Source organism: uncultured Winogradskyella sp. (genome assembly GCF_947496485.1).
GTDB lineage: Bacteria > Bacteroidota > Bacteroidia > Flavobacteriales > Flavobacteriaceae > Winogradskyella.
The window spans coordinates 262,768-280,571 of record NZ_CANMCZ010000003.1 but is presented as its reverse complement, the minus strand read 5'-3'; the positions used below and the strand labels follow the sequence as shown (position 1 = coordinate 280,571).

Below are 17,804 nucleotides of genomic sequence, written 5' to 3'. Positions count from 1 at the left end.
GTTAAGACCAAAGCTTAAATAATAAACCTTATTATGCAAACACAAAAACTAAAAAACCGTTGGTTAATAGCTGCTTCTGCAGTTGGAATACATATTTCAATAGGATCTGTGTATGCATATTCTGTAATGACAAATCCTGTAAAAGATGTCTTTGATGTGGATGGTAGTGTTATAAAATGGGCATTTAAAATAGCAATTTTATTCTTAGGTTTATCAGCAGCATTTTTAGGTCGTTGGGTAGAAAAAGTTGGACCAAAAATAAGTGGTACTGCAGCAGGCTTGTTTTATGGTGTCGGTATTTTAGGCTCGGGATTAGCAATACAATTGGAATCCTTAACATTGTTTTATTTGTGTTATGGTGTAATTGGAGGTATTGGTTTAGGACTTGGATATATTACACCTGTAAGTACATTGGTTAAGTGGTTTCCAGACAAACGTGGTTTAGCAACAGGAATGGCTATTATGGGATTTGGTTTTGCCGCCTTAATATTTGGCCCAATTATGCAATCGTTATTTGATGCCGTTGGTGTATCTAATACATTCTATGTTTTAGGTGTTATCTACATGATTTTAATATTGTCTTCTGCTAGATATATTGAAAGACCACCAGAAGGCTATTTACCGGACGGTTTTAGATCAGGAGAGGGCAGAACCATAAAAGCAGATATTTCTAATATTGATGCCAATGCTTCCTTAAAAACCTCACGCTTTTATTACATTTGGATTATGATGTTTATAAATATTGCATGTGGTATCGCCATTATATCAGCAGCTAGTCCAATGATGCAAGAAAAATTGAGTTATACACCAATGGAGGCAGCTGCTGTCGTTGGCTTAATAGGTGTTTTTAATGGATTGGGTAGAATTTTATGGTCTAGTCTTTCAGATTATTTGGGAAGAGCGAATACCTATATCGTATTTTTCGCATTTCAAATATTGGCGTTTTATTTCTTACCAAAAATATCTATGGAACTAACATTCTTGATAGTATTGTTTACTGTAATAACAATGTATGGAGGTGGTTTTGCAACCTTACCAGCATTTTTAGGAGATTTATTCGGAACAAAACAACTAGGAGCTATTCATGGAATGATATTGACAGCTTGGGCATTAGCGGGAGTTGTTGGGCCAACAATCTACGACATTGTTAAAAAAGAAACAGGCTCATTAGATACGACCTTAGAAGTGTTTGCAGGTTTATTTGTAATAGCATTTATCGTCTCTTTATTGATGAAGTGGACAGTAACTAAAGCTTATAGAGAAATGGAAGCCAAAACAGATGGAAGAATAGAGGCCGTTCAGCAGTAGGTATTTAATTTCAATATAAAGCACTTTTATTTAATCTTGAAAGTGCTTTTCCTTTTTGGATTTTAAAAGTAATTATAAAAAAAAGAGGCTTAAATACCTTTAAAACCCCTTTTTAGTAATGTAATTTCACCTTTATTTATTGGCTAAGTGTATATAATAACCCTAACAAATCATATACTAATAGCATAAAAGCATAAAGTTCGAAATTATAAACTTTATATGAGTATTTGATGTAAATTATCGAAGCTATTTGTTTAAATATTCGTTGAGGAATGGATGCTCTGAATTAAAATATTCTTTTGGGGATTGTTTCATAAAATATTTAAAGTCTTTAGCAAAGTGAGAATGGTCATAGTAATTGTACATATAAATTAAGTCTTTCAGGCCAATTTCTTTGCCTTCATATTTTCTCATTAATTTTAAAAAACGATTTAGACGTATATACTTTCCAGGTGTTAATCCAACAATTTTTTTAAATTGTGTTTCGAGAGTTTTTTGGCTGAAACTTACATGGTCTAAAAGCTCATAAGTATTAAGCATACCTTCTTTAACACGAATAAAATCAATAGCTTTATCTATTTGATCTATAGTATTGTTTTTTACTAAAGGAAGACTTAAAAATATCTTTTTTAGTGTTTTTGTAAGCTTAGGAATATCATCTTGATATCTAATAAAGATAGGTTTAATTAGGTCGTGTAGTATTTTAGAAACATCGGATAGCGGTAAGTGTTTTTCTGTTAGTTTGGATACATCTGTTTTAGTTAATTTATAAATTGCTGTCGGATGAAATGAAATACCATATGAATGTCCTTTAGAATTCACCAAAAATTGGTAAGATTCATAAAATTGACCTGTTATTATTAAACCATTTAAAACAGTTTTTTGTTTCTTAAAGACTGCACTTTGATTTTTGCCATATATATGTGTAATTGATATACAGCTTATTGGTAATACAGTTGATTCAAACGGTATATCATTTTCATCAAATGATAAATAGAAAAGCTCTTCTACAACATGGCTTAAATGAGCAGTATCAAAATACTTTAGAATCATAACTAGCTATTAATTGTAGGTAAATTACGACCAAATATTAACAACTCAAATTTTATAGAAACTTATTTCTTTTCAATCCATTTACGAGCATTTACAAAAGCTTCTAGCCAAGGGGAAACTTCATCTTTTCTTCCTTTTGGATAGTATGGCCAATTCCATTGAAAAGTAGAACGCTCTATATGTGGCATAGTTACCAAATGGCGCCCAGTTTTATCGCACATCATAGCCGTATTGAAGTCTGAACCGTTAGGATTATGAGGATATTCTGCATAGCCATATTTGGCAACAATATTGTATTTGTCTTCAGAATAAGGTAAATCAAATTTTCCTTCTCCATGAGAAATCCAAACACCCAAAGTTGTCCCAGAAAGTGTTGAAAGCATCACCGAATTATTCTCCTGAATTTTTACTGAAGTAAAAGAACTTTCGTGTTTATGAGAATCGTTATGAAGCATTTTTCCATGTATTTCATGCTCTGGATTAATCTCTTCTAATTCCATAAATAACTGACATCCATTACATATTCCGACGGATAAAGTATCTTCTCTTTTGAAGAAATTCTGTAAAGCAGTATTGGCTTTTTCATTATATAAGAAAGCTCCGGCCCAACCTTTAGCTGAACCTAAAACATCAGAATTACTAAAACCACCAACAGCACCAATAAACTGAATGTCTTCTAAAGTTTCACGGCCAGAAATTAAATCTGTCATGTGTACGTCTTTAACATCAAAACCAGCTAAATACATTGCATTTGCCATTTCGCGTTCAGAATTACTGCCTTTCTCTCTTAAAATAGCAGCTTTTGGTCGAGACTGACTTGAATCTATTTGCGGAAGTTTTCCGGTAAAATGACTAGGGAATGTATAGTCTAAAGCTTGGTTCTTATAATTATCAAAACGATCTTGTGCTAAATTGTTTGCTGTTTGTTTTTGGTCAAGTAGAAAGGAGGTTTTATACCACATATCTCGTAATCTTGAGATAGTCATTGTATAAACTTGGTTTCCATTGATGATACTTAAAATGTCGCTATCAGTAACATTTCCAATTTTATGGAATTCTATATTAGAGTTTGAAAGGACATTTTCAATTTTATCATCTTGCGATTGAATAACAACACCAGCATTCTCGGCAAAGAGAACTTTAAGTGAGTCCTTTTCTCCAATACTTGCGATATCTAATTCAGCTCCTAAATTGTTGTCGGCAAAACACATTTCTAACAAGGTTGTGATTAATCCACCTGAAGCCACATCGTGTCCTGCAACAATTTGATCTTGTTTTATTAAATCTTGAATCGTATTAAATACCGTTTTTACATAATCTGCACTTTTTACATTGGGAGTTGTGTTTCCTAATTTATTATTGATTTGTGCAAAAGAACTACCTCCAAGCTCATAAGAATCTTGTGATATGTTGATATAATAAATTGAACCTTTTTCTTTTTGAAAAACTGGCTCTACAACTTTAGTAATATCATTACAATTCGCAGCTGCAGATATAATAACTGTACCTGGGGAAATTACATCTCCATCAGGATACTTTTGTTTCATAGATAATGAATCTTTTCCGGTAGGTACATTAATACCTAAATCGATTGAGAATTCTGAAATTGCTTTAACTGCTTCATACAAGCGAGCGTCTTCACCTTCGTTTTTACATGGCCACATCCAATTGGCAGATAATGAAACACTTTTTAATCCATCTTTTAATGGTGCCCAAATTATATTTGTCAATGCTTCAGTAATCGCATTTCTACTACCAGCTTCAGGATTAATTAATCCTGAAATAGGAGAATGGCCAATTGATGTTGCAATACCTTCTTTTCCTTTATAATCTAAAGCCATTACGCCAACATTATTTAAAGGTAATTGCAGTGGACCTGCGCATTGTTGTTTTGCAACTTTTCCACCAACACAACGGTCAACTTTGTTGGTTAGCCAATCTTTACACGCTACAGCTTCAAGTTGTAAAACTTTATCTAGATAATCGTAGAAATTATTAGTGTTATATGATATACCAGAATATTGTTTTTCAACAGTGATATCATTCATTATGGTTTTAGGGGAACTCCCAAACATATCTTCTAATGCTAAATCCATAGGTTTGTCACCATTGGTTTTAGACTCAAATGTAAAACGGTGTTTTCCGGTCACTTCACCAACATCATATATTGGTGAACGTTCTCTATCCGCAATTTTATGTAAGGTGTCTAAATGTTTATCAGCAATTACTAGTCCCATGCGTTCTTGAGATTCGTTACCTATAATTTCTTTAGCTGAAAGTGTTGGATCACCAATTGGTAATTTATCTAAATCAATAAGTCCACCAGTATCTTCGACCAATTCCGATAAACAATTGAGATGACCACCAGCTCCATGATCGTGAATAGAAACGATGAAATTTTCATCACTTTCTACCATACCACGAACAGCATTTGCCGCACGCTTTTGCATTTCTGGGTTAGAACGTTGAACAGCGTTTAATTCAATGCCAGAAGCAAATTCACCTGTATCAGCAGAAGAAACAGCAGCTCCTCCCATACCAATTCGGTAATTGTCACCACCAAGTATTACGATTTTATCTCCTTCTTTTGGTGTGTCTTTTAATGCTTGTTCTGCTTTTCCGTACCCAATACCACCAGCTTGCATTATGACTTTATCATAACCCAGTTTTCGAGGTTTAGAGCCTTCGGTTTTAGTTAATGTTTCATCATTATGCTCATCATGTTCAAAGGTTAATACAGATCCACATATTAGAGGTTGCCCAAATTTGTTTCCAAAGTCTGAAGCTCCATTACTCGCTTTTATTAAAATGTCCATTGGAGTTTGATACAACCATTTACGTTCTGGAAATGCTTTTTCCCATGGACGCTCATCATTTAATCTTGAGTACGATGTCATATAAACCGCAGTACCTGCTAAAGGTAATGAGCCTTTTCCACCAGCTAGTCTATCTCTAATTTCTCCACCAGATCCTGTAGCTGCTCCATTAAAAGGCTCAACAGTTGTGGGAAAATTATGTGTTTCTGCTTTTAGAGAAATAACAGATTCGAAATCTTGAGTTGAATAATAATCTGGAATATCTGCACGTTTCGGTGCAAATTGTTCTACAACAGGTCCTTTTACGAACGCTACGTTGTCCTTGTATGCTGAAACAATATCATTAGGATTTTGTTTCGATGTTTCTTTTATGAGTTTGAATAAAGACGTTTCTTTTTCTTCTCCATCAATAACAAAAGTACCATTAAAAATCTTATGACGACAATGCTCAGAATTGACTTGCGAAAATCCAAAGACTTCAGAGTCTGTTAATGGACGGCCTATTTTTTTTGAAACACTTTCTAAGTATTCCACTTCTTCATCGCTAAGTGATAATCCTTCTTGTTGGTTATAAGTAGAAATATCCTCTATATCAAGAATCGCATCAGGCTTAATATCAATTAAAAAAACTTCTTGATTAAGGCTTGAGAACTTCTCAGAAATCATAGGGTCAAAACCCTTAAAATCTTCATCTGCGCTAATGAATTCCTCAATTCTAACGATATCTGAGATTCCCATATTCTGAGTTATCTCTACAGCATTTGTACTCCACGGAGTAATCATTGCTGCCCTTGGACCAACAAAAAAAGCATCAATTGATGCTTGTTCTATTTGGGGTTGGTTGCCAAATAACCATGTCAACTTTGAGATGGTTTCTTTTGATAATTCTTTTGTGGCTTGAACAGCAAATACTTTACTGTTTTGGTTTCCAAAGAAATGAATCATTTATGTCTTGTATTTGATGTGAAAAATAAAAACACAAAGTTAATCGATTTTACGATATACCTACCAATATTTGAAACCCAAATAACGAAGTATTCAACAGGTTTTAAACAAAAAAAAGCAGCTTTTTAAGCTGCTTTTGAATTATTGAATAATTAGTTTTTTTATTGAGGTGTTATTCTCTTGAATAAATTTAAAAAGATAAATTCCTGATTTTAATGAACTAATATCTATTGGCATAGATTCATTTACTTTTCTAATAAAAATACGTTTTCCTAGCACATCGTAGATTTCAATTCTTGTTTCAATGTTATTAGAAATATTTACATTAACAATATCTTTCGCAGGATTTGGATAAAGGCTTAACACTGTATCTAATTCTACTTGATCAACTGATAATATTCCCCAAGTATCTTCTGGCTCTTCATCTCCTCCCCAAATGATTTTCGCTAAATATGGGTTGTCAACAAAAGGGTTTCGATTGCCGTAAACATTCTCAAGGTGATCATTTCTATTATTTTCAATATCTGAGACAGGATCTTCTTCGTTCCACTCCAAATATATCTGAAGCATATCTGTTAATGGTTGGGTTGGTCCTGATCCATTAAGACTTGGTAAGCATCTATCACCATATCTTACATACATATACATCATTGCTCGAGCGACATCTCCTTTCCATTCATCACCAGGATACCAATTACCACTTCCTACATCACCAGAATTTCCAGTTCCATCTGCGAATTTTTTACTGCCTCTATTTCCGTTTCTCTGCACATCAGTAGGTCTTAGATTATGAGGATCTGCAACTATACCTGTAAAAGAGTTGCTCGTAGAACCCATTCCTGGGTTTGCATTAGATCTGGCAAAAATATGTTCTCTATTGTAATCGCAATTACTTCCACCAAAGTCATCCTTATCTCTTATTCTTCTGTCTGTAGTTGCACTACAATTTACATTATTAACACTTCCGTAGAGTAAAAGAACATTGTCAGCATTAGTAGGATCTAAGTCCATGATTTTAAAATCGTCTCTGATATCGCCGTATGTGTAAGATGTATTAAAATTATTACTAATTTTTGTTTGTAACGCATTATACATATTATCTCCTGTGAGCGTAAAGTCAATATTGTTTTGACCATTGGTATAATAGGCTTGTTGAGAAAAGGTAATTAAACCAAAAATTAAAAATAGTGTAGTGTATAATTGCTTCATTTATTGTTTTATAATTTTCTTATTTATACTAGTGTTATTCTGAGTAATTTTAATAATGTGAACTCCAGTCTTTAGAGATTGAAGATCTAATATGCTTGACATATTGATATTTTGCTTGTACACGAGTTTTCCTAAAATATCAAATATTTCAATTTTAGTATCAATATTAGAATCTAAATCTATCATTAAATTATTACTAATAGGATTTGGATGCAGTTTTACATTGTCTAATTCATATTCTTGTGCAGAAAGTTGACCACATGTCCAAGATATATTATCAAACATGACTCTGTTTGAAGCGGTACTATTATTATTAATGACTAATGAAGACGCATTAAGATTACCTACAACGATAGTAGATGTAATAGGTGTATCATCATATGGAATGGTACCAACCACAATTCCGTTTACTATTAAATCGAACGTTCCAGAACTTCCACTAAAGACTCTTTGAGTTGTTACAGTTAGTTCCTCAATGCCGTAAATTAAACTTGTTTTTTCCAGTGAACCATTTCTAACTGTTATTGCTCTATTATCAAGCGTTTGATCTGTTCGAGCATCTGTAGCATTCCAAGTTATACCGTCGTCACCTGTCCAGCTGACATTGGAATAAGAACTTGAAGATGTTCCAATATTTTCAAAAGACTCTGAAGTGCATACTCCGCCACCCGTTCCACTTTCAGATGTCGTTGCGCAAGCTTCATTGCTTAAACCAGATTCATTACCTGCTGCATCCAAAGCAGAAACTTTGAAACAGTATGTTGTGTTTGGGTTTAAACCTAACGCAATAAATGAAGGGTTAGATGTCATGTTTGGTCCACTAAGAACATCATTAATATAAATATTGTGTGCAACAACTCCAACATTATCCGTACCTAAAGTCCAATCTAACTCTATAGTATCATCTGTTGGATTAGAAGCTATTAAATTCGTTGGATTTGTTGGTGATTCTGTATCTGGATTTGGGTTCCATATGAGATTAACATATTCAGGATGATCTACAAACGGATTTGCATTTCCTTGATAGTTATATGCTGCATTATTTCTGTCTATTTCGTGTTGGTCAACAGGATCAATATTATAATGCCAATCCAATAACATATCTATAGCCCAATCTTCTAAAGCTTGGTCTTCTGTGCCATTAAACATATCAAAACTTGTATAACCATCTACAGTATTTTCATAACGTGTCACAAAATAAAGTATAGATCTTGCAATATCTCCTTTGAATTCATCTATGGGCTCGAAAACGGTTCCAGAATATCCTGTTAAACTGCTACTTCCTCGCTTAGATCCGTTTTGCGAGGTCCAATTAGCTGATCCAACTGTACCAAATGGTAAACTACCTCTTTGACCATTTACAAAACCGTCACTTGGTATAACATGGTGAATATCATTCTGCATTGGAGAAGCACTACCAAATGCAGATTGTGGAATTATATGTTCTCGATTGTAGCAATCTGCTTCGGAATTATAGTTTCCGCAATTGTTAGAACCATGATTATAAGTGTATGAATCTGTTCCACTTGGGTTTTCTGTGTAGAATAATAAAACTGTATTATCATTTTCATACCCACTTTCTGAAATATTATCTGAATGCGTAGTTACATAACCAGAATATAATGCACCATAGCCTTGATCATTATGACCATTACTAATTATATTTTTTAACTGTGTTTTTAATGTAAAACCTGTTAAACCATTTGCACTATCGTAATAGTTTGAAGGAATTTGAGCAAATCCGCTACTAGTTGTTAGAATTAATAGAATTATTAAGTAAAAGTTCTTCATCTGTATTTTTATTAAAAAACTAGTCTATCTTTTTCTCTAATAGTGCCATGTAAAATCCATCGAAACCAGATTTATGAGCTAGTACCTTTTTGTCTTTTAAAAAAGTAAATTCTTTTCCTACTTCCGAAGTTAAGAATTTTTCTACTTGTTTCTGATTTTCAGATGGTAAAACCGAACAGGTTGCGTATACCATTTTACCACCAGGTTTAACCATTTTAGAGTATTGTTCTAAAACTTCCACTTGCGTTTGCTTAATGCTCTCAACAAACTCTGGTTGTAATTTCCATTTTGCATCAGGATTTCGTCTTAAAACGCCTAAACCAGAACATGGAGCGTCTATTAATAAACGGTCTGCTTTCCCATGTAATTTTTTAATTGGTTTGGTAGAATCAATAACCTTCATCTCAATATTATGTACACCATTGCGACGCGCTCTAATTTTGAGTTTTTTCAATTTACTTTCGTAAATATCCATGGCTATGATTTGTCCTTTATTTTCCATGAGTGATGCTAAATGCAATGTTTTACCACCTGCACCTGCACAAACATCAACAACTTTCATGCCTGGTTTAACATCTAAAAAGTCTGCAACTAATTGCGAAGAAGCATCTTGTACTTCGAACCAGCCATTTTTAAAAGCTTCAGTTTTAAAAACATTAGCGCGTTCTACTAACTTTAATGCTGAAGGATGATTGGGTAAAAATTCCGTTTCTATATCTTCAGATTGTAATTTAAGTTGTAAATCTTTTTTAGTTGTTTTAAGTGTATTTACCCTAAGAATAACATCGGCTTGTTCATTTTGCTTTGCAATCTCCTTAGTCCACTCAGCTTCACCCAATTCTTTTACACCTAATTCATCAATCCAATCGGGTATAGATTCTTTAAATTTTCTAATTTTAGAAAGCTCATCAAAACGTCCTTTTATCTTTCGTGTTGGTGTGTCTGTAAAGTACTTCCAATCGGGTAATTTTATGCCTTTTAAGGTTGCCCATACTGCAAACATCCTCCATAGGTCATCTCTGTGATATGGTGCTTTTACATTTGCTATTTCAGCGTAAAGTCTTTGATAACGTACAATACCATATACCGTTTCCGCAACAAAGCCTCGATCTCGGCTTCCCCAACGTTTATCTCGTTTTAGTAATTGCTGAATCACTTTATCAGCATATTCGCCTTCATTAAAAATGAGGTGTAGTCCGTCAATTACCGCAAAGCATAAGTTTCTATGTAGTCGCATTTCAAAAAATATAAGCGTGCAAAGGTAAGGTAAAAGTTTAAAAGTGTGAGACTTTATTCAAAAGTGTTATCTTATAAAATTAATTAAAAAAAGCGCAAGTATTTGTTTAGAATTACATCTAAATCTAATTATGTATTAATCCGATTTATTGACAGAAGTTGAATTTATAGAAGAATTAAAACTGAAAAGCACTAATGCTTACAGTAAGCTTATTGATGATTTTCAGCAAAAGGTTTTCGGCACTTGTATTTCTTTTGTTCCTAATAAAGAGGATGCTGAAGATATTGCGCAAGAGGTTTTCGTTGAAGTTTTTAATTCTATTAACAAGTTTAAAGGAGATTCTAAATTATCCACATGGATTTACAGAATTACTACAAATAAATGCCTAGAGTTTATTAGGAGGAAGAATACCAAAAAGCGTTTTGCGTTTTTGCAGTCTATTACTGGTAATGCGATTCCGTTTGATAAGACTAATTACTTTACAGATATAAATCATCCAGGAATCTTACTTGAAAACAAGGAGTTGAATGCAACCTTGTTTAAAGCTATAAACAGTTTGCCCGAAAGTCAGAGTGTGGTTTTTATACTTCATAAAATAGATGGGAAGAGTTATCAAGAAATTGCTGAAATAACTAAGCGTAGTCTGTCATCTGTTGAATCTGTTATGTTTAGAGCCAAAAAGAATTTACAAAATAGGCTAGGAAATTATTATAAAAATGAACATTAGCGCAAGTTTTTACAAACTTATGCATCTAAATAATTGATTATAACACGAGTATTTACAAAGATTAGTCCTAAGAAAGAATTATTTATAGCGAATAGTATGTGAGCATAAAACAGTAATAAGAAAAACACATGAAACTAAATTCTGAAATTAATAGAAAAGTGCAAGACACCTTTGATTCAATTGATTCTATAAAGGAAGTTGAGGTGTCTCCTTTTTTCAAAGAAAAAGTGATGCATCAAATTCGTAATGCTTCACACGACATACAAGATGCTACTTGGACTTGGTTTACTCCTAAAGTACAATTGGCTACTCTAGTCTGTGTAGTTGTTTTAAATATTATAGCATTAAATAGTTTAAAAGAAAGCACTTATAATGACAACGTAAGTAGTTTTGCGGAATCTTATGGACTACATACCAGTACAGAATCTTCTATATTAAATTAGTTATGAAGAAAAATACAATTTTATACATATTGATTATTTTCCTAATTGTTGCGAATGGATTTTTCTTATTTAATTATATGGGAAAAAGTAACAGTAACAGACCTAATAGACACCAAGGGAATAAAGATTTTATTGTTAAGGAGCTTGGGTTTAGTAATATACAACTAGAACAAGTTAAAGATAGAAGTAAAGAACATCATGAAAAGATGAGGCGTTTATCTGATGATATTAAAGCGTTAAAAGACAATTTATTTAGTAAGTTGACCGATGTTGGTGTAAATAAAGTGGATATTGATTCTATAACTTCTTTAATTGGTGCAAAACAAACAGAAAAGGAGAAGGAAATTTTTAATCATTTTAAAATGATTCAAGATATCGCCAATGAAGAGCAAAAGGAAAAATTTAAAAAAATATTAATAGATGCTTTACAGAGAGGTGATGTAGGAAACAAACCACCACCAAATGGTCCCGATGGTCACAGACCGCCACCTCACCAAGATAGAGGTCGTAGACCACCACCTCGGAATAAATAAATAGATAATTTTGTTTAAAGACCTTCAAAATTGGAGGGTCTTTTTTTTATGGTTTTTTTAACAAGAACATGCACAAGTTTAAAATAAAAAGTACATCAAAATACAGGTAAACTAAAATCAAAATAAATATGAAAACAAATAAATTAAAATTAACAACTACATTTTTAGTATTACTAATAAGTTTCACTGTTTTCTCTCAAGGACCTCCAAGAGGCGGCCAAGGAAGAGGTGGCGATAGGCAAGGTGGAGGACAACAAAGAGGTGGTCGACCAGATGCATCAGAGATATTAAAAATGTTAGATACGGACGATGATAATAAAATAAGTAAAGAAGAAGCATCAAAAGATAGAAGAGGTAAAATTTCTGAAGATTTTGATGAGATTGATGTTAATGAAGATGGTTTTATTGATTTAGATGAATTAAAAGCTTCTTTGGAAAACAGAAGACCTAAAAAGGTGTCTGCCAAAAAGGTGCTAAAAGAAGTTGACCAAAATGAAGACGGAAAGTTAAACGAGTTAGAAGTTTCAGCAAAAGATAGGCGTGAATTAATTGATAATTTTACTAAAATAGATACAAACGATGATGGTGAATTAGATATTGATGAACTAAAGGCTTTTTATTCAAAAAATACAGGCAAAAACAAAAGAAGAAGACAAAGAGATAATTGAATTTATAGGACTATAATTTAGTTTAATAAATAGCGATTTTGATAGGTTGGTTAAAAAGCATTTTAAATGAAACCACAAGTTTATATTTTTTTAAGCATCTAAAAATAAAATACTAAATATTAAAGCAATCAATAATATGAAAAATCTTTTTAAACTTTTACTATTAATTATAACAGGTTCTATATTGAGTTTAGCTTGCTCTAGCGATGATAACTCTACTTCATCAGATGATGGACCAGTGGGAGAACTTCATGCCGCATTTGCGGAATTCGATGTCGACTATACCGATATATATTTAGATGGTACCAATGTGGTTATTGAGACAGATGGTGTTCCAAATCATACAACTCCTTATTACAGTTCAACACATCCATTATATGTAGCACCGACAGTAACTAGTGAAGCACAAATGACACCAACAAGAATTGATACTTCTGGTCGTGATTTTGAAGCATCTTTAACAGTATCTTCAAGTCCACAAATGGCTAGTTCTACTACAGCAACTCAATTAGGTTCCATAGGTATTGCTGTTAGTGGTGCTTTTATTTTTAACGACCAAGAAGGTGCGGGTCCTTTGGATGGTGCTGCTGGTAGTTTAGATTATGTAGGAGCACATATTGGACCTAGCGTTTATCATTATCATTTAGAGCCTTTAGCTTTTTCTAATGATGATGAAAACTTAATAGGTATTATTTCTGATGGATTCTTTATCTATGGAAGAAAATGTAACTCCACAAATTCGTATCCAACAGATTTAGATGCTTCTGGTGGCCATACAAGTATAACACAACATGCGGGAGAGGCGGAATATCATTACCATGTTATTAATGAGGTTTACGGTTCGCTTGGACGATATTTATTATTCGCAGGACCTTATCAAGGCACACCAAATGCGATTAATTAATTTTTATATTTTATTCTTAACATGTATTTTTTTTGGTTGCAATAAGCAGTCAACTAAAGAATTACTTTTAACAAAAGACATGTCTGCAAGACGAGTAGAGAATATAGTTGTAGACAAAAAACAGATAAAGTTGAATTCGACTAAAGGACAATGGTTTTATGAAGACCAGCCCTTTAATGGGTATTCAGTTTCATATCATGAGAATGGTCTTTTAGCTGAGAAATCTGGGTTTTTTAATGGTAAGAGAGAAGGGGAATCTTATTCTTATTTTAATGATGGTACGATAAAAAAAGATGCTTTTTACAAAAAGAATAAACTCGATGGTGTGAAATTTAATTATTTTGAGAATGGTGAGTTGGTATCCGAATCTAATTATAACAATGGTAAAAGGCATGGCGTTCAAAAAATATGGTTTCCTAATGGTCAATTAGCGAAGAAGTTAAATTTCAATATGGGTAAGGAAGAGGGTTTGCAACAAGCTTGGTTAGAAAACGGAAGTCTTTACGTTAATTATGAAGCTAAAAATGGAAGGATATTTGGTATGTTGCGTGCTAATTCTTGTTATAAATTAGAAAATGAAAAAGTTGTTAAGGAGAAATAAATTTAAATTCGTTTTGGTATGCTTTATTCTTATTTTTCTGAGTTGTGTAAATGACACTAAAAATGAGAATATAAAGGCTATTGATACCAGTAGAGTAGACTATTTACCTTACTACGATGAAGAGTCATTTACACCAAATTGGTTAACTCCTGGAACAGAAGAAGAGAAACAGTTTCATAAAATACCAGATTTTGAATTGACAAATCAGTTAGGTGAAACGGTAACTCAAAAGACCTTTAAAAACAGGATTTATATAACGGATTTCTTTTTTGCTAGTTGTCCTGGTATTTGCCCTCAAATGACGAGACATATGTTTAAACTTCAAGAAGAGTTTAAAGAAGATGACGACATACTATTTCTATCGCATACAGTTACACCATCAAGAGATTCTGTTCCTGTTCTTAAAAACTATGCAGAGAAATATGGTGTCATAGATAATAAATGGCATTTGGTGACTGGTGATAAGTTAGATATCTACAATTTGGGTAGAGATCATTATTTTGTTGAAAATGATTTAGGTGAACCAAAGGATATAAATGATTTTTTACATACTGAAAATTTTTTACTCATTGATAAAAACAAACACATTAGAGGTATTTATAATGGATTGAATAGAGCATCTATGCAACAATTAATAATAGATGTAAAAGCATTAAAAGACGAAAACTAGAGTGATGATTTAGTTTTATTTGATTGATTATTGTTAATTTGAAAAGCTTTGTGATTATATCACAAAGCTTTTCTATTTTTAATGAAAATTAGTTTATGAAAAAATCGTTTGTTATTCTTGTAGCTGTTTTAATCATTATTGGACTTGGAAGTTGTAGTGTAAAAAAATACAATGAGCGCTTTGATAGATTATATGCTGTAAAAAAACAAGTTGTCATTGAAACTTTAGTGCAGGATTCTCTTTTGAATGTAAGAGCCATCGAGATTGTAGATTCAATAGGTCTTACTTATCTAAGTTCTAAAGGAAACTTAGGTGTAATTTTTGATGACAATTTTATAACTGGTGCAAAGTTGCCCAAACATATTCAGGTATCAATAAAAAGCGATTCACTTATACCCAACTTTAGAGCACTAGCAGCAACTGCTAAGAGTGGTTTTGGGATAAGTATAGGTTCACCTGCATTACTTTATAGTTTAGATATTGATGTAGAAAAAAATAAAATTGTTTATCAAGATAACCACTCAAAAGCCTTTTACGATTCTATGGATTTCTGGAACGACCAAGAAGGTATTGCTATTGGTGATCCAACAGACGACTGTATGAGTATAATCATTACACGAGATGGCGGTGAAACTTGGACAAAATTATCTTGCGACGATTTGCCAGAAGCGAAAGAAGGTGAGGCAGCTTTTGCAGCAAGTGATACTAATATTGCCATTGTAGGGGACCATACTTGGGTAGCTACAGGAGGGAAATCTAGCCGTATTTTATATTCGCCTGATAAAGGCTACACTTGGAACGTTTATGATACTCCGATCATACAAGGTAAAGAAACGACAGGCATGTATTCTATAGATTTCTATGATGAAATGAATGGCTTTGCAATAGGTGGAGATTACACGAAACCTAATGATACTTTAGCTAATAAAATAAGAACTAGTGATGGTGGTAAAACCTGGCAAGTTGTTGCAGATAGAAAAGGTCCAGGTTACAGAAGTTGCGTTCAATATGTTCCAAATAGTAATGGTAAGGAATTAGTAGCTATTGGTTTTAAAGGTATAGATTATAGTAATGATTTCGGAGATTCTTGGAAGCATTTAAGTGATGAAGGTTTTTATACGATTAGGTTTTTAAATGACTCCATAGCTTATGCTGCTGGTAATGGCAGGATAAGTAAACTAACTTTTAGGTAACAAAAAACAGCCAATCGGCTGTTTTTAATGTTTTTAATTTCTATTCTTATTGCGCTTTTCTCTGAACTCCCTTAGTCGTTCTAACAGCATTTTGTTAAACTGATCTTCAGCTCCTTTTAGCCTAATAATCTTTTTAGAAGATATGACTTCTTTTAAGTCCTCTACTAGTTTTAGTTTGGCTGTGTGTATTTCCTCTTCAGCTTTAATTAGTTTTTGTAATAACTCATCTGCTTGTTTATCAGAAATATCTTTGCCTTTTCGCATTGCCATTTTTATAGCTCTTAAATCAACAGATTTTATATTTTCGACTGTTTCTTCGTAAGCGTTATATATTGGCCAGAAGCCTTGCGCTTCATCAGAGGTTAAGTTTAATTTATCTGTAATAAATGCTATTTTTTGAGCTCTAATACGTTCTTTCATCTTTTCACCACCCTGAGCAAAGCTAGATGCGCTAATAAAGAATATTAGTATTGGTATAAATATTTTTTTCATGTCTTTTATTGTTCAATGATAGTTTCTATATCTGCATTTTCTAGAAGATAAGCTTCTAAATTATCTTCGTTGTAAGTTGTTTCAATTATTGTAAAATCTTCTTCTAAGATATCCGCATCAGTTAGTAATTGTGCTATCTCGTAACTATCTAAGTCTTGATCTTCTAAATAAGTTTCAACCATTTCCGCAGATATCTCATTAACATTTTCTTTATTGATGAATATTGCAAATAATAGTAATAATGATGCTGCAATTCCTGCTACGTAGTAGAAGTTTTTTCTACTCATAAGATGTACTATAGGTTTAACCTCAGTATCTAAATTCTTTAAAATATTATCTTCAACAGTGTCAAAATAATTTTTAGGCGTTGAATAACCCGAAGTCTCAATTTCTTCTATAAACTTCTTTTCACTTATGTGTTCAAAAATTTTCTCGTCAAAAGAGGCAAAGTATTTCTCAGGTGTTTTAAAACCAGTTGATTTAATATTATGTAGTTTATCTTTTTTCATTTGTATCTATGACTTCAAATTACTAAAATAGTTTAATCTGAAGTTAAAAAGGCTTCTATTTTTTTAACTGCAATATGATAGGAAGCTTTTAGAGCTCCTTCACTAGTATATAATATTTCTGACATCTCTTTGTATTTTAGATCGTCAAAATATTTCATGTTAAACACCATTTGTTGTTTCTGAGGTAAAGTAGCTATAGCTTTTTGTAATTTTAGTTGAATTTCATCGCCTTCAAAGTATACATCGGCTGTTAAGTTGTTAATCGCATTAGTTTGATGTTCTTCATTTGTGATTTGTAATCGTTTTGCATTTTTATTGATAAGTGTAATCGATTCATTAGTTGCAATTCTGTACAACCACGAAAATAACTTGCTATCACCTTTAAACTTGTCAATACTGCGATATACTTTTATAAACGTATTTTGTAGTACATCATCTGCATCGTCATGACTGATTACAATCTTTCTAATATGCCAATACAAGCGTTCTTTATAGAGTTGTAATAACTCTCTAAAAGCAGCTTCTTTAGTTAAAGGGTTTTTTAAACGTTCTATAAATTCCGATTCGGTATTCAAATAATTTACTTTGTTCTTTAGACTCTCTAAATTACTAAAAGTTTAATTGATTTTTTTAAAAATTAAACATTTGTAAGCTTTATTGATAATCAGAGTGTTATGGTTAAAATATTCGATTAAATGCAAAAAA

Annotated in this window: 17 protein-coding genes; 9 read left to right on the top strand and 8 right to left on the bottom strand. The window is 32.5% G+C overall.

Going from position 1 to position 17,804, the window contains the following annotated elements:
- The first annotated feature begins 33 nt into the window (after positions 1 to 33).
- Positions 34 to 1,308 carry an OFA family MFS transporter gene (locus Q0822_RS11615; RefSeq protein ID WP_299123782.1) on the top strand — a complete coding sequence of 425 codons (1,275 nt, stop codon included), beginning with the start codon at positions 34 to 36 and terminating at the stop codon, positions 1,306 to 1,308.
- Positions 1,309 to 1,554: 246 nt separating this feature from the next.
- Here Q0822_RS11615 and Q0822_RS11610 read toward each other — a convergent pair whose 3' ends face one another.
- The 5 genes from Q0822_RS11610 to Q0822_RS11590 all read right to left on the bottom strand — a co-directional run bounded on the left by Q0822_RS11610 (position 1,555) and on the right by Q0822_RS11590 (position 10,359).
- Positions 1,555 to 2,361 carry a DUF6597 domain-containing transcriptional factor gene (locus Q0822_RS11610; protein ID WP_299123780.1) on the bottom strand — a complete coding sequence of 269 codons (807 nt, stop codon included), beginning with the start codon at positions 2,359 to 2,361 and terminating at the stop codon, positions 1,555 to 1,557.
- 62 nt (positions 2,362 to 2,423) lie between these two features.
- Positions 2,424 to 6,122: a phosphoribosylformylglycinamidine synthase gene (gene purL, locus Q0822_RS11605; RefSeq protein ID WP_299123778.1), complete on the bottom strand. Its 3,699-nt coding sequence runs from the start codon at positions 6,120 to 6,122 to the stop codon at positions 2,424 to 2,426.
- 141 nt (positions 6,123 to 6,263) lie between these two features.
- Entirely contained in the window at positions 6,264 to 7,331 is a 1,068-nt protein-coding gene (locus tag Q0822_RS11600) for an endonuclease (protein ID WP_299123776.1), read from the bottom strand.
- Positions 7,332 to 9,122, bottom strand: coding sequence for an endonuclease (locus Q0822_RS11595; protein ID WP_299123774.1), 1,791 nt, complete (start codon positions 9,120 to 9,122; stop codon positions 7,332 to 7,334).
- A gap of 19 nt (positions 9,123 to 9,141) precedes the next feature.
- Positions 9,142 to 10,359, bottom strand: coding sequence for a methyltransferase domain-containing protein (locus Q0822_RS11590; RefSeq protein WP_299123772.1), 1,218 nt, complete (start codon positions 10,357 to 10,359; stop codon positions 9,142 to 9,144).
- A 148-nt stretch (positions 10,360 to 10,507) separates the two neighbouring features.
- Between Q0822_RS11590 and Q0822_RS11585 the strand changes: the two genes are divergently transcribed.
- The 8 genes from Q0822_RS11585 to Q0822_RS11550 all read left to right on the top strand — a co-directional run bounded on the left by Q0822_RS11585 (position 10,508) and on the right by Q0822_RS11550 (position 16,098).
- Entirely contained in the window at positions 10,508 to 11,086 is a 579-nt protein-coding gene (locus tag Q0822_RS11585) for a sigma-70 family RNA polymerase sigma factor (protein ID WP_299123770.1), read from the top strand.
- Between the two features lie 128 nt (positions 11,087 to 11,214).
- Positions 11,215 to 11,529, top strand: a complete 315-nt coding sequence (locus Q0822_RS11580; RefSeq protein ID WP_299123768.1) for a hypothetical protein — start codon at positions 11,215 to 11,217, stop codon at positions 11,527 to 11,529.
- Positions 11,530 to 11,531: 2 nt separating this feature from the next.
- A complete protein-coding gene (locus Q0822_RS11575) occupies positions 11,532 to 12,062 on the top strand; it encodes a hypothetical protein (RefSeq protein WP_299123766.1) in 531 nt (176 codons plus the stop codon).
- A gap of 128 nt (positions 12,063 to 12,190) precedes the next feature.
- Positions 12,191 to 12,730 carry an EF-hand domain-containing protein gene (locus Q0822_RS11570; RefSeq protein ID WP_299123763.1) on the top strand — a complete coding sequence of 180 codons (540 nt, stop codon included), beginning with the start codon at positions 12,191 to 12,193 and terminating at the stop codon, positions 12,728 to 12,730.
- A 136-nt stretch (positions 12,731 to 12,866) separates the two neighbouring features.
- Complete coding sequence (locus tag Q0822_RS11565; protein WP_299123760.1) at positions 12,867 to 13,634, top strand: YHYH protein; 768 nt, start codon at positions 12,867 to 12,869, stop codon at positions 13,632 to 13,634.
- 79 nt (positions 13,635 to 13,713) lie between these two features.
- On the top strand, positions 13,714 to 14,235 hold the full coding sequence (locus Q0822_RS11560) for a toxin-antitoxin system YwqK family antitoxin (protein WP_299123758.1): 522 nt from the start codon (positions 13,714 to 13,716) through the stop codon (positions 14,233 to 14,235).
- Entirely contained in the window at positions 14,210 to 14,905 is a 696-nt protein-coding gene (locus Q0822_RS11555; RefSeq protein ID WP_299123756.1) for an SCO family protein, read from the top strand. Before Q0822_RS11560 ends, Q0822_RS11555 begins: the two co-directional genes overlap by 26 nt.
- Before the next feature lie 95 nt (positions 14,906 to 15,000).
- Complete coding sequence (locus Q0822_RS11550) at positions 15,001 to 16,098, top strand: oxidoreductase (protein ID WP_299123754.1); 1,098 nt, start codon at positions 15,001 to 15,003, stop codon at positions 16,096 to 16,098.
- A 33-nt stretch (positions 16,099 to 16,131) separates the two neighbouring features.
- Here Q0822_RS11550 and Q0822_RS11545 read toward each other — a convergent pair whose 3' ends face one another.
- The 3 genes from Q0822_RS11545 to Q0822_RS11535 are packed head-to-tail and all read right to left on the bottom strand — an operon-like array spanning position 16,132 to position 17,674.
- Positions 16,132 to 16,590 (bottom strand): sensor of ECF-type sigma factor, encoded by a 459-nt coding sequence (locus Q0822_RS11545; protein ID WP_299123752.1) that lies wholly within the window; start codon positions 16,588 to 16,590, stop codon positions 16,132 to 16,134.
- 5 nt (positions 16,591 to 16,595) lie between these two features.
- A complete protein-coding gene (locus tag Q0822_RS11540; protein WP_299123750.1) occupies positions 16,596 to 17,099 on the bottom strand; it encodes a hypothetical protein in 504 nt (167 codons plus the stop codon).
- 32 nt (positions 17,100 to 17,131) lie between these two features.
- The gene (locus Q0822_RS11535; RefSeq protein ID WP_299123748.1) at positions 17,132 to 17,674 is read right to left on the bottom strand and encodes an RNA polymerase sigma factor; all 543 of its coding nucleotides are present in this window, start codon (positions 17,672 to 17,674) and stop codon (positions 17,132 to 17,134) included.
- Positions 17,675 to 17,804 lie beyond the last annotated feature (130 nt).

Coding starts and splice junctions, on each gene's coding strand:
- Q0822_RS11615 (WP_299123782.1), top strand. CDS start 34: ATGCAAACACAAAAACTAAAAAACCGTTGGTTAATAGCTGCTTCTGCA.
- Q0822_RS11610 (WP_299123780.1), bottom strand. CDS start 2,361: ATGATTCTAAAGTATTTTGATACTGCTCATTTAAGCCATGTTGTAGAA.
- purL (WP_299123778.1), bottom strand. CDS start 6,122: ATGATTCATTTCTTTGGAAACCAAAACAGTAAAGTATTTGCTGTTCAA.
- Q0822_RS11600 (WP_299123776.1), bottom strand. CDS start 7,331: ATGAAGCAATTATACACTACACTATTTTTAATTTTTGGTTTAATTACC.
- Q0822_RS11595 (WP_299123774.1), bottom strand. CDS start 9,122: ATGAAGAACTTTTACTTAATAATTCTATTAATTCTAACAACTAGTAGC.
- Q0822_RS11590 (WP_299123772.1), bottom strand. CDS start 10,359: ATGCGACTACATAGAAACTTATGCTTTGCGGTAATTGACGGACTACAC.
- Q0822_RS11580 (WP_299123768.1), top strand. CDS start 11,215: ATGAAACTAAATTCTGAAATTAATAGAAAAGTGCAAGACACCTTTGAT.
- Q0822_RS11575 (WP_299123766.1), top strand. CDS start 11,532: ATGAAGAAAAATACAATTTTATACATATTGATTATTTTCCTAATTGTT.
- Q0822_RS11570 (WP_299123763.1), top strand. CDS start 12,191: ATGAAAACAAATAAATTAAAATTAACAACTACATTTTTAGTATTACTA.
- Q0822_RS11565 (WP_299123760.1), top strand. CDS start 12,867: ATGAAAAATCTTTTTAAACTTTTACTATTAATTATAACAGGTTCTATA.
- Q0822_RS11560 (WP_299123758.1), top strand. CDS start 13,714: ATGTCTGCAAGACGAGTAGAGAATATAGTTGTAGACAAAAAACAGATA.
- Q0822_RS11555 (WP_299123756.1), top strand. CDS start 14,210: ATGAAAAAGTTGTTAAGGAGAAATAAATTTAAATTCGTTTTGGTATGC.
- Q0822_RS11550 (WP_299123754.1), top strand. CDS start 15,001: ATGAAAAAATCGTTTGTTATTCTTGTAGCTGTTTTAATCATTATTGGA.
- Q0822_RS11545 (WP_299123752.1), bottom strand. CDS start 16,590: ATGAAAAAAATATTTATACCAATACTAATATTCTTTATTAGCGCATCT.
- Q0822_RS11540 (WP_299123750.1), bottom strand. CDS start 17,099: ATGAAAAAAGATAAACTACATAATATTAAATCAACTGGTTTTAAAACA.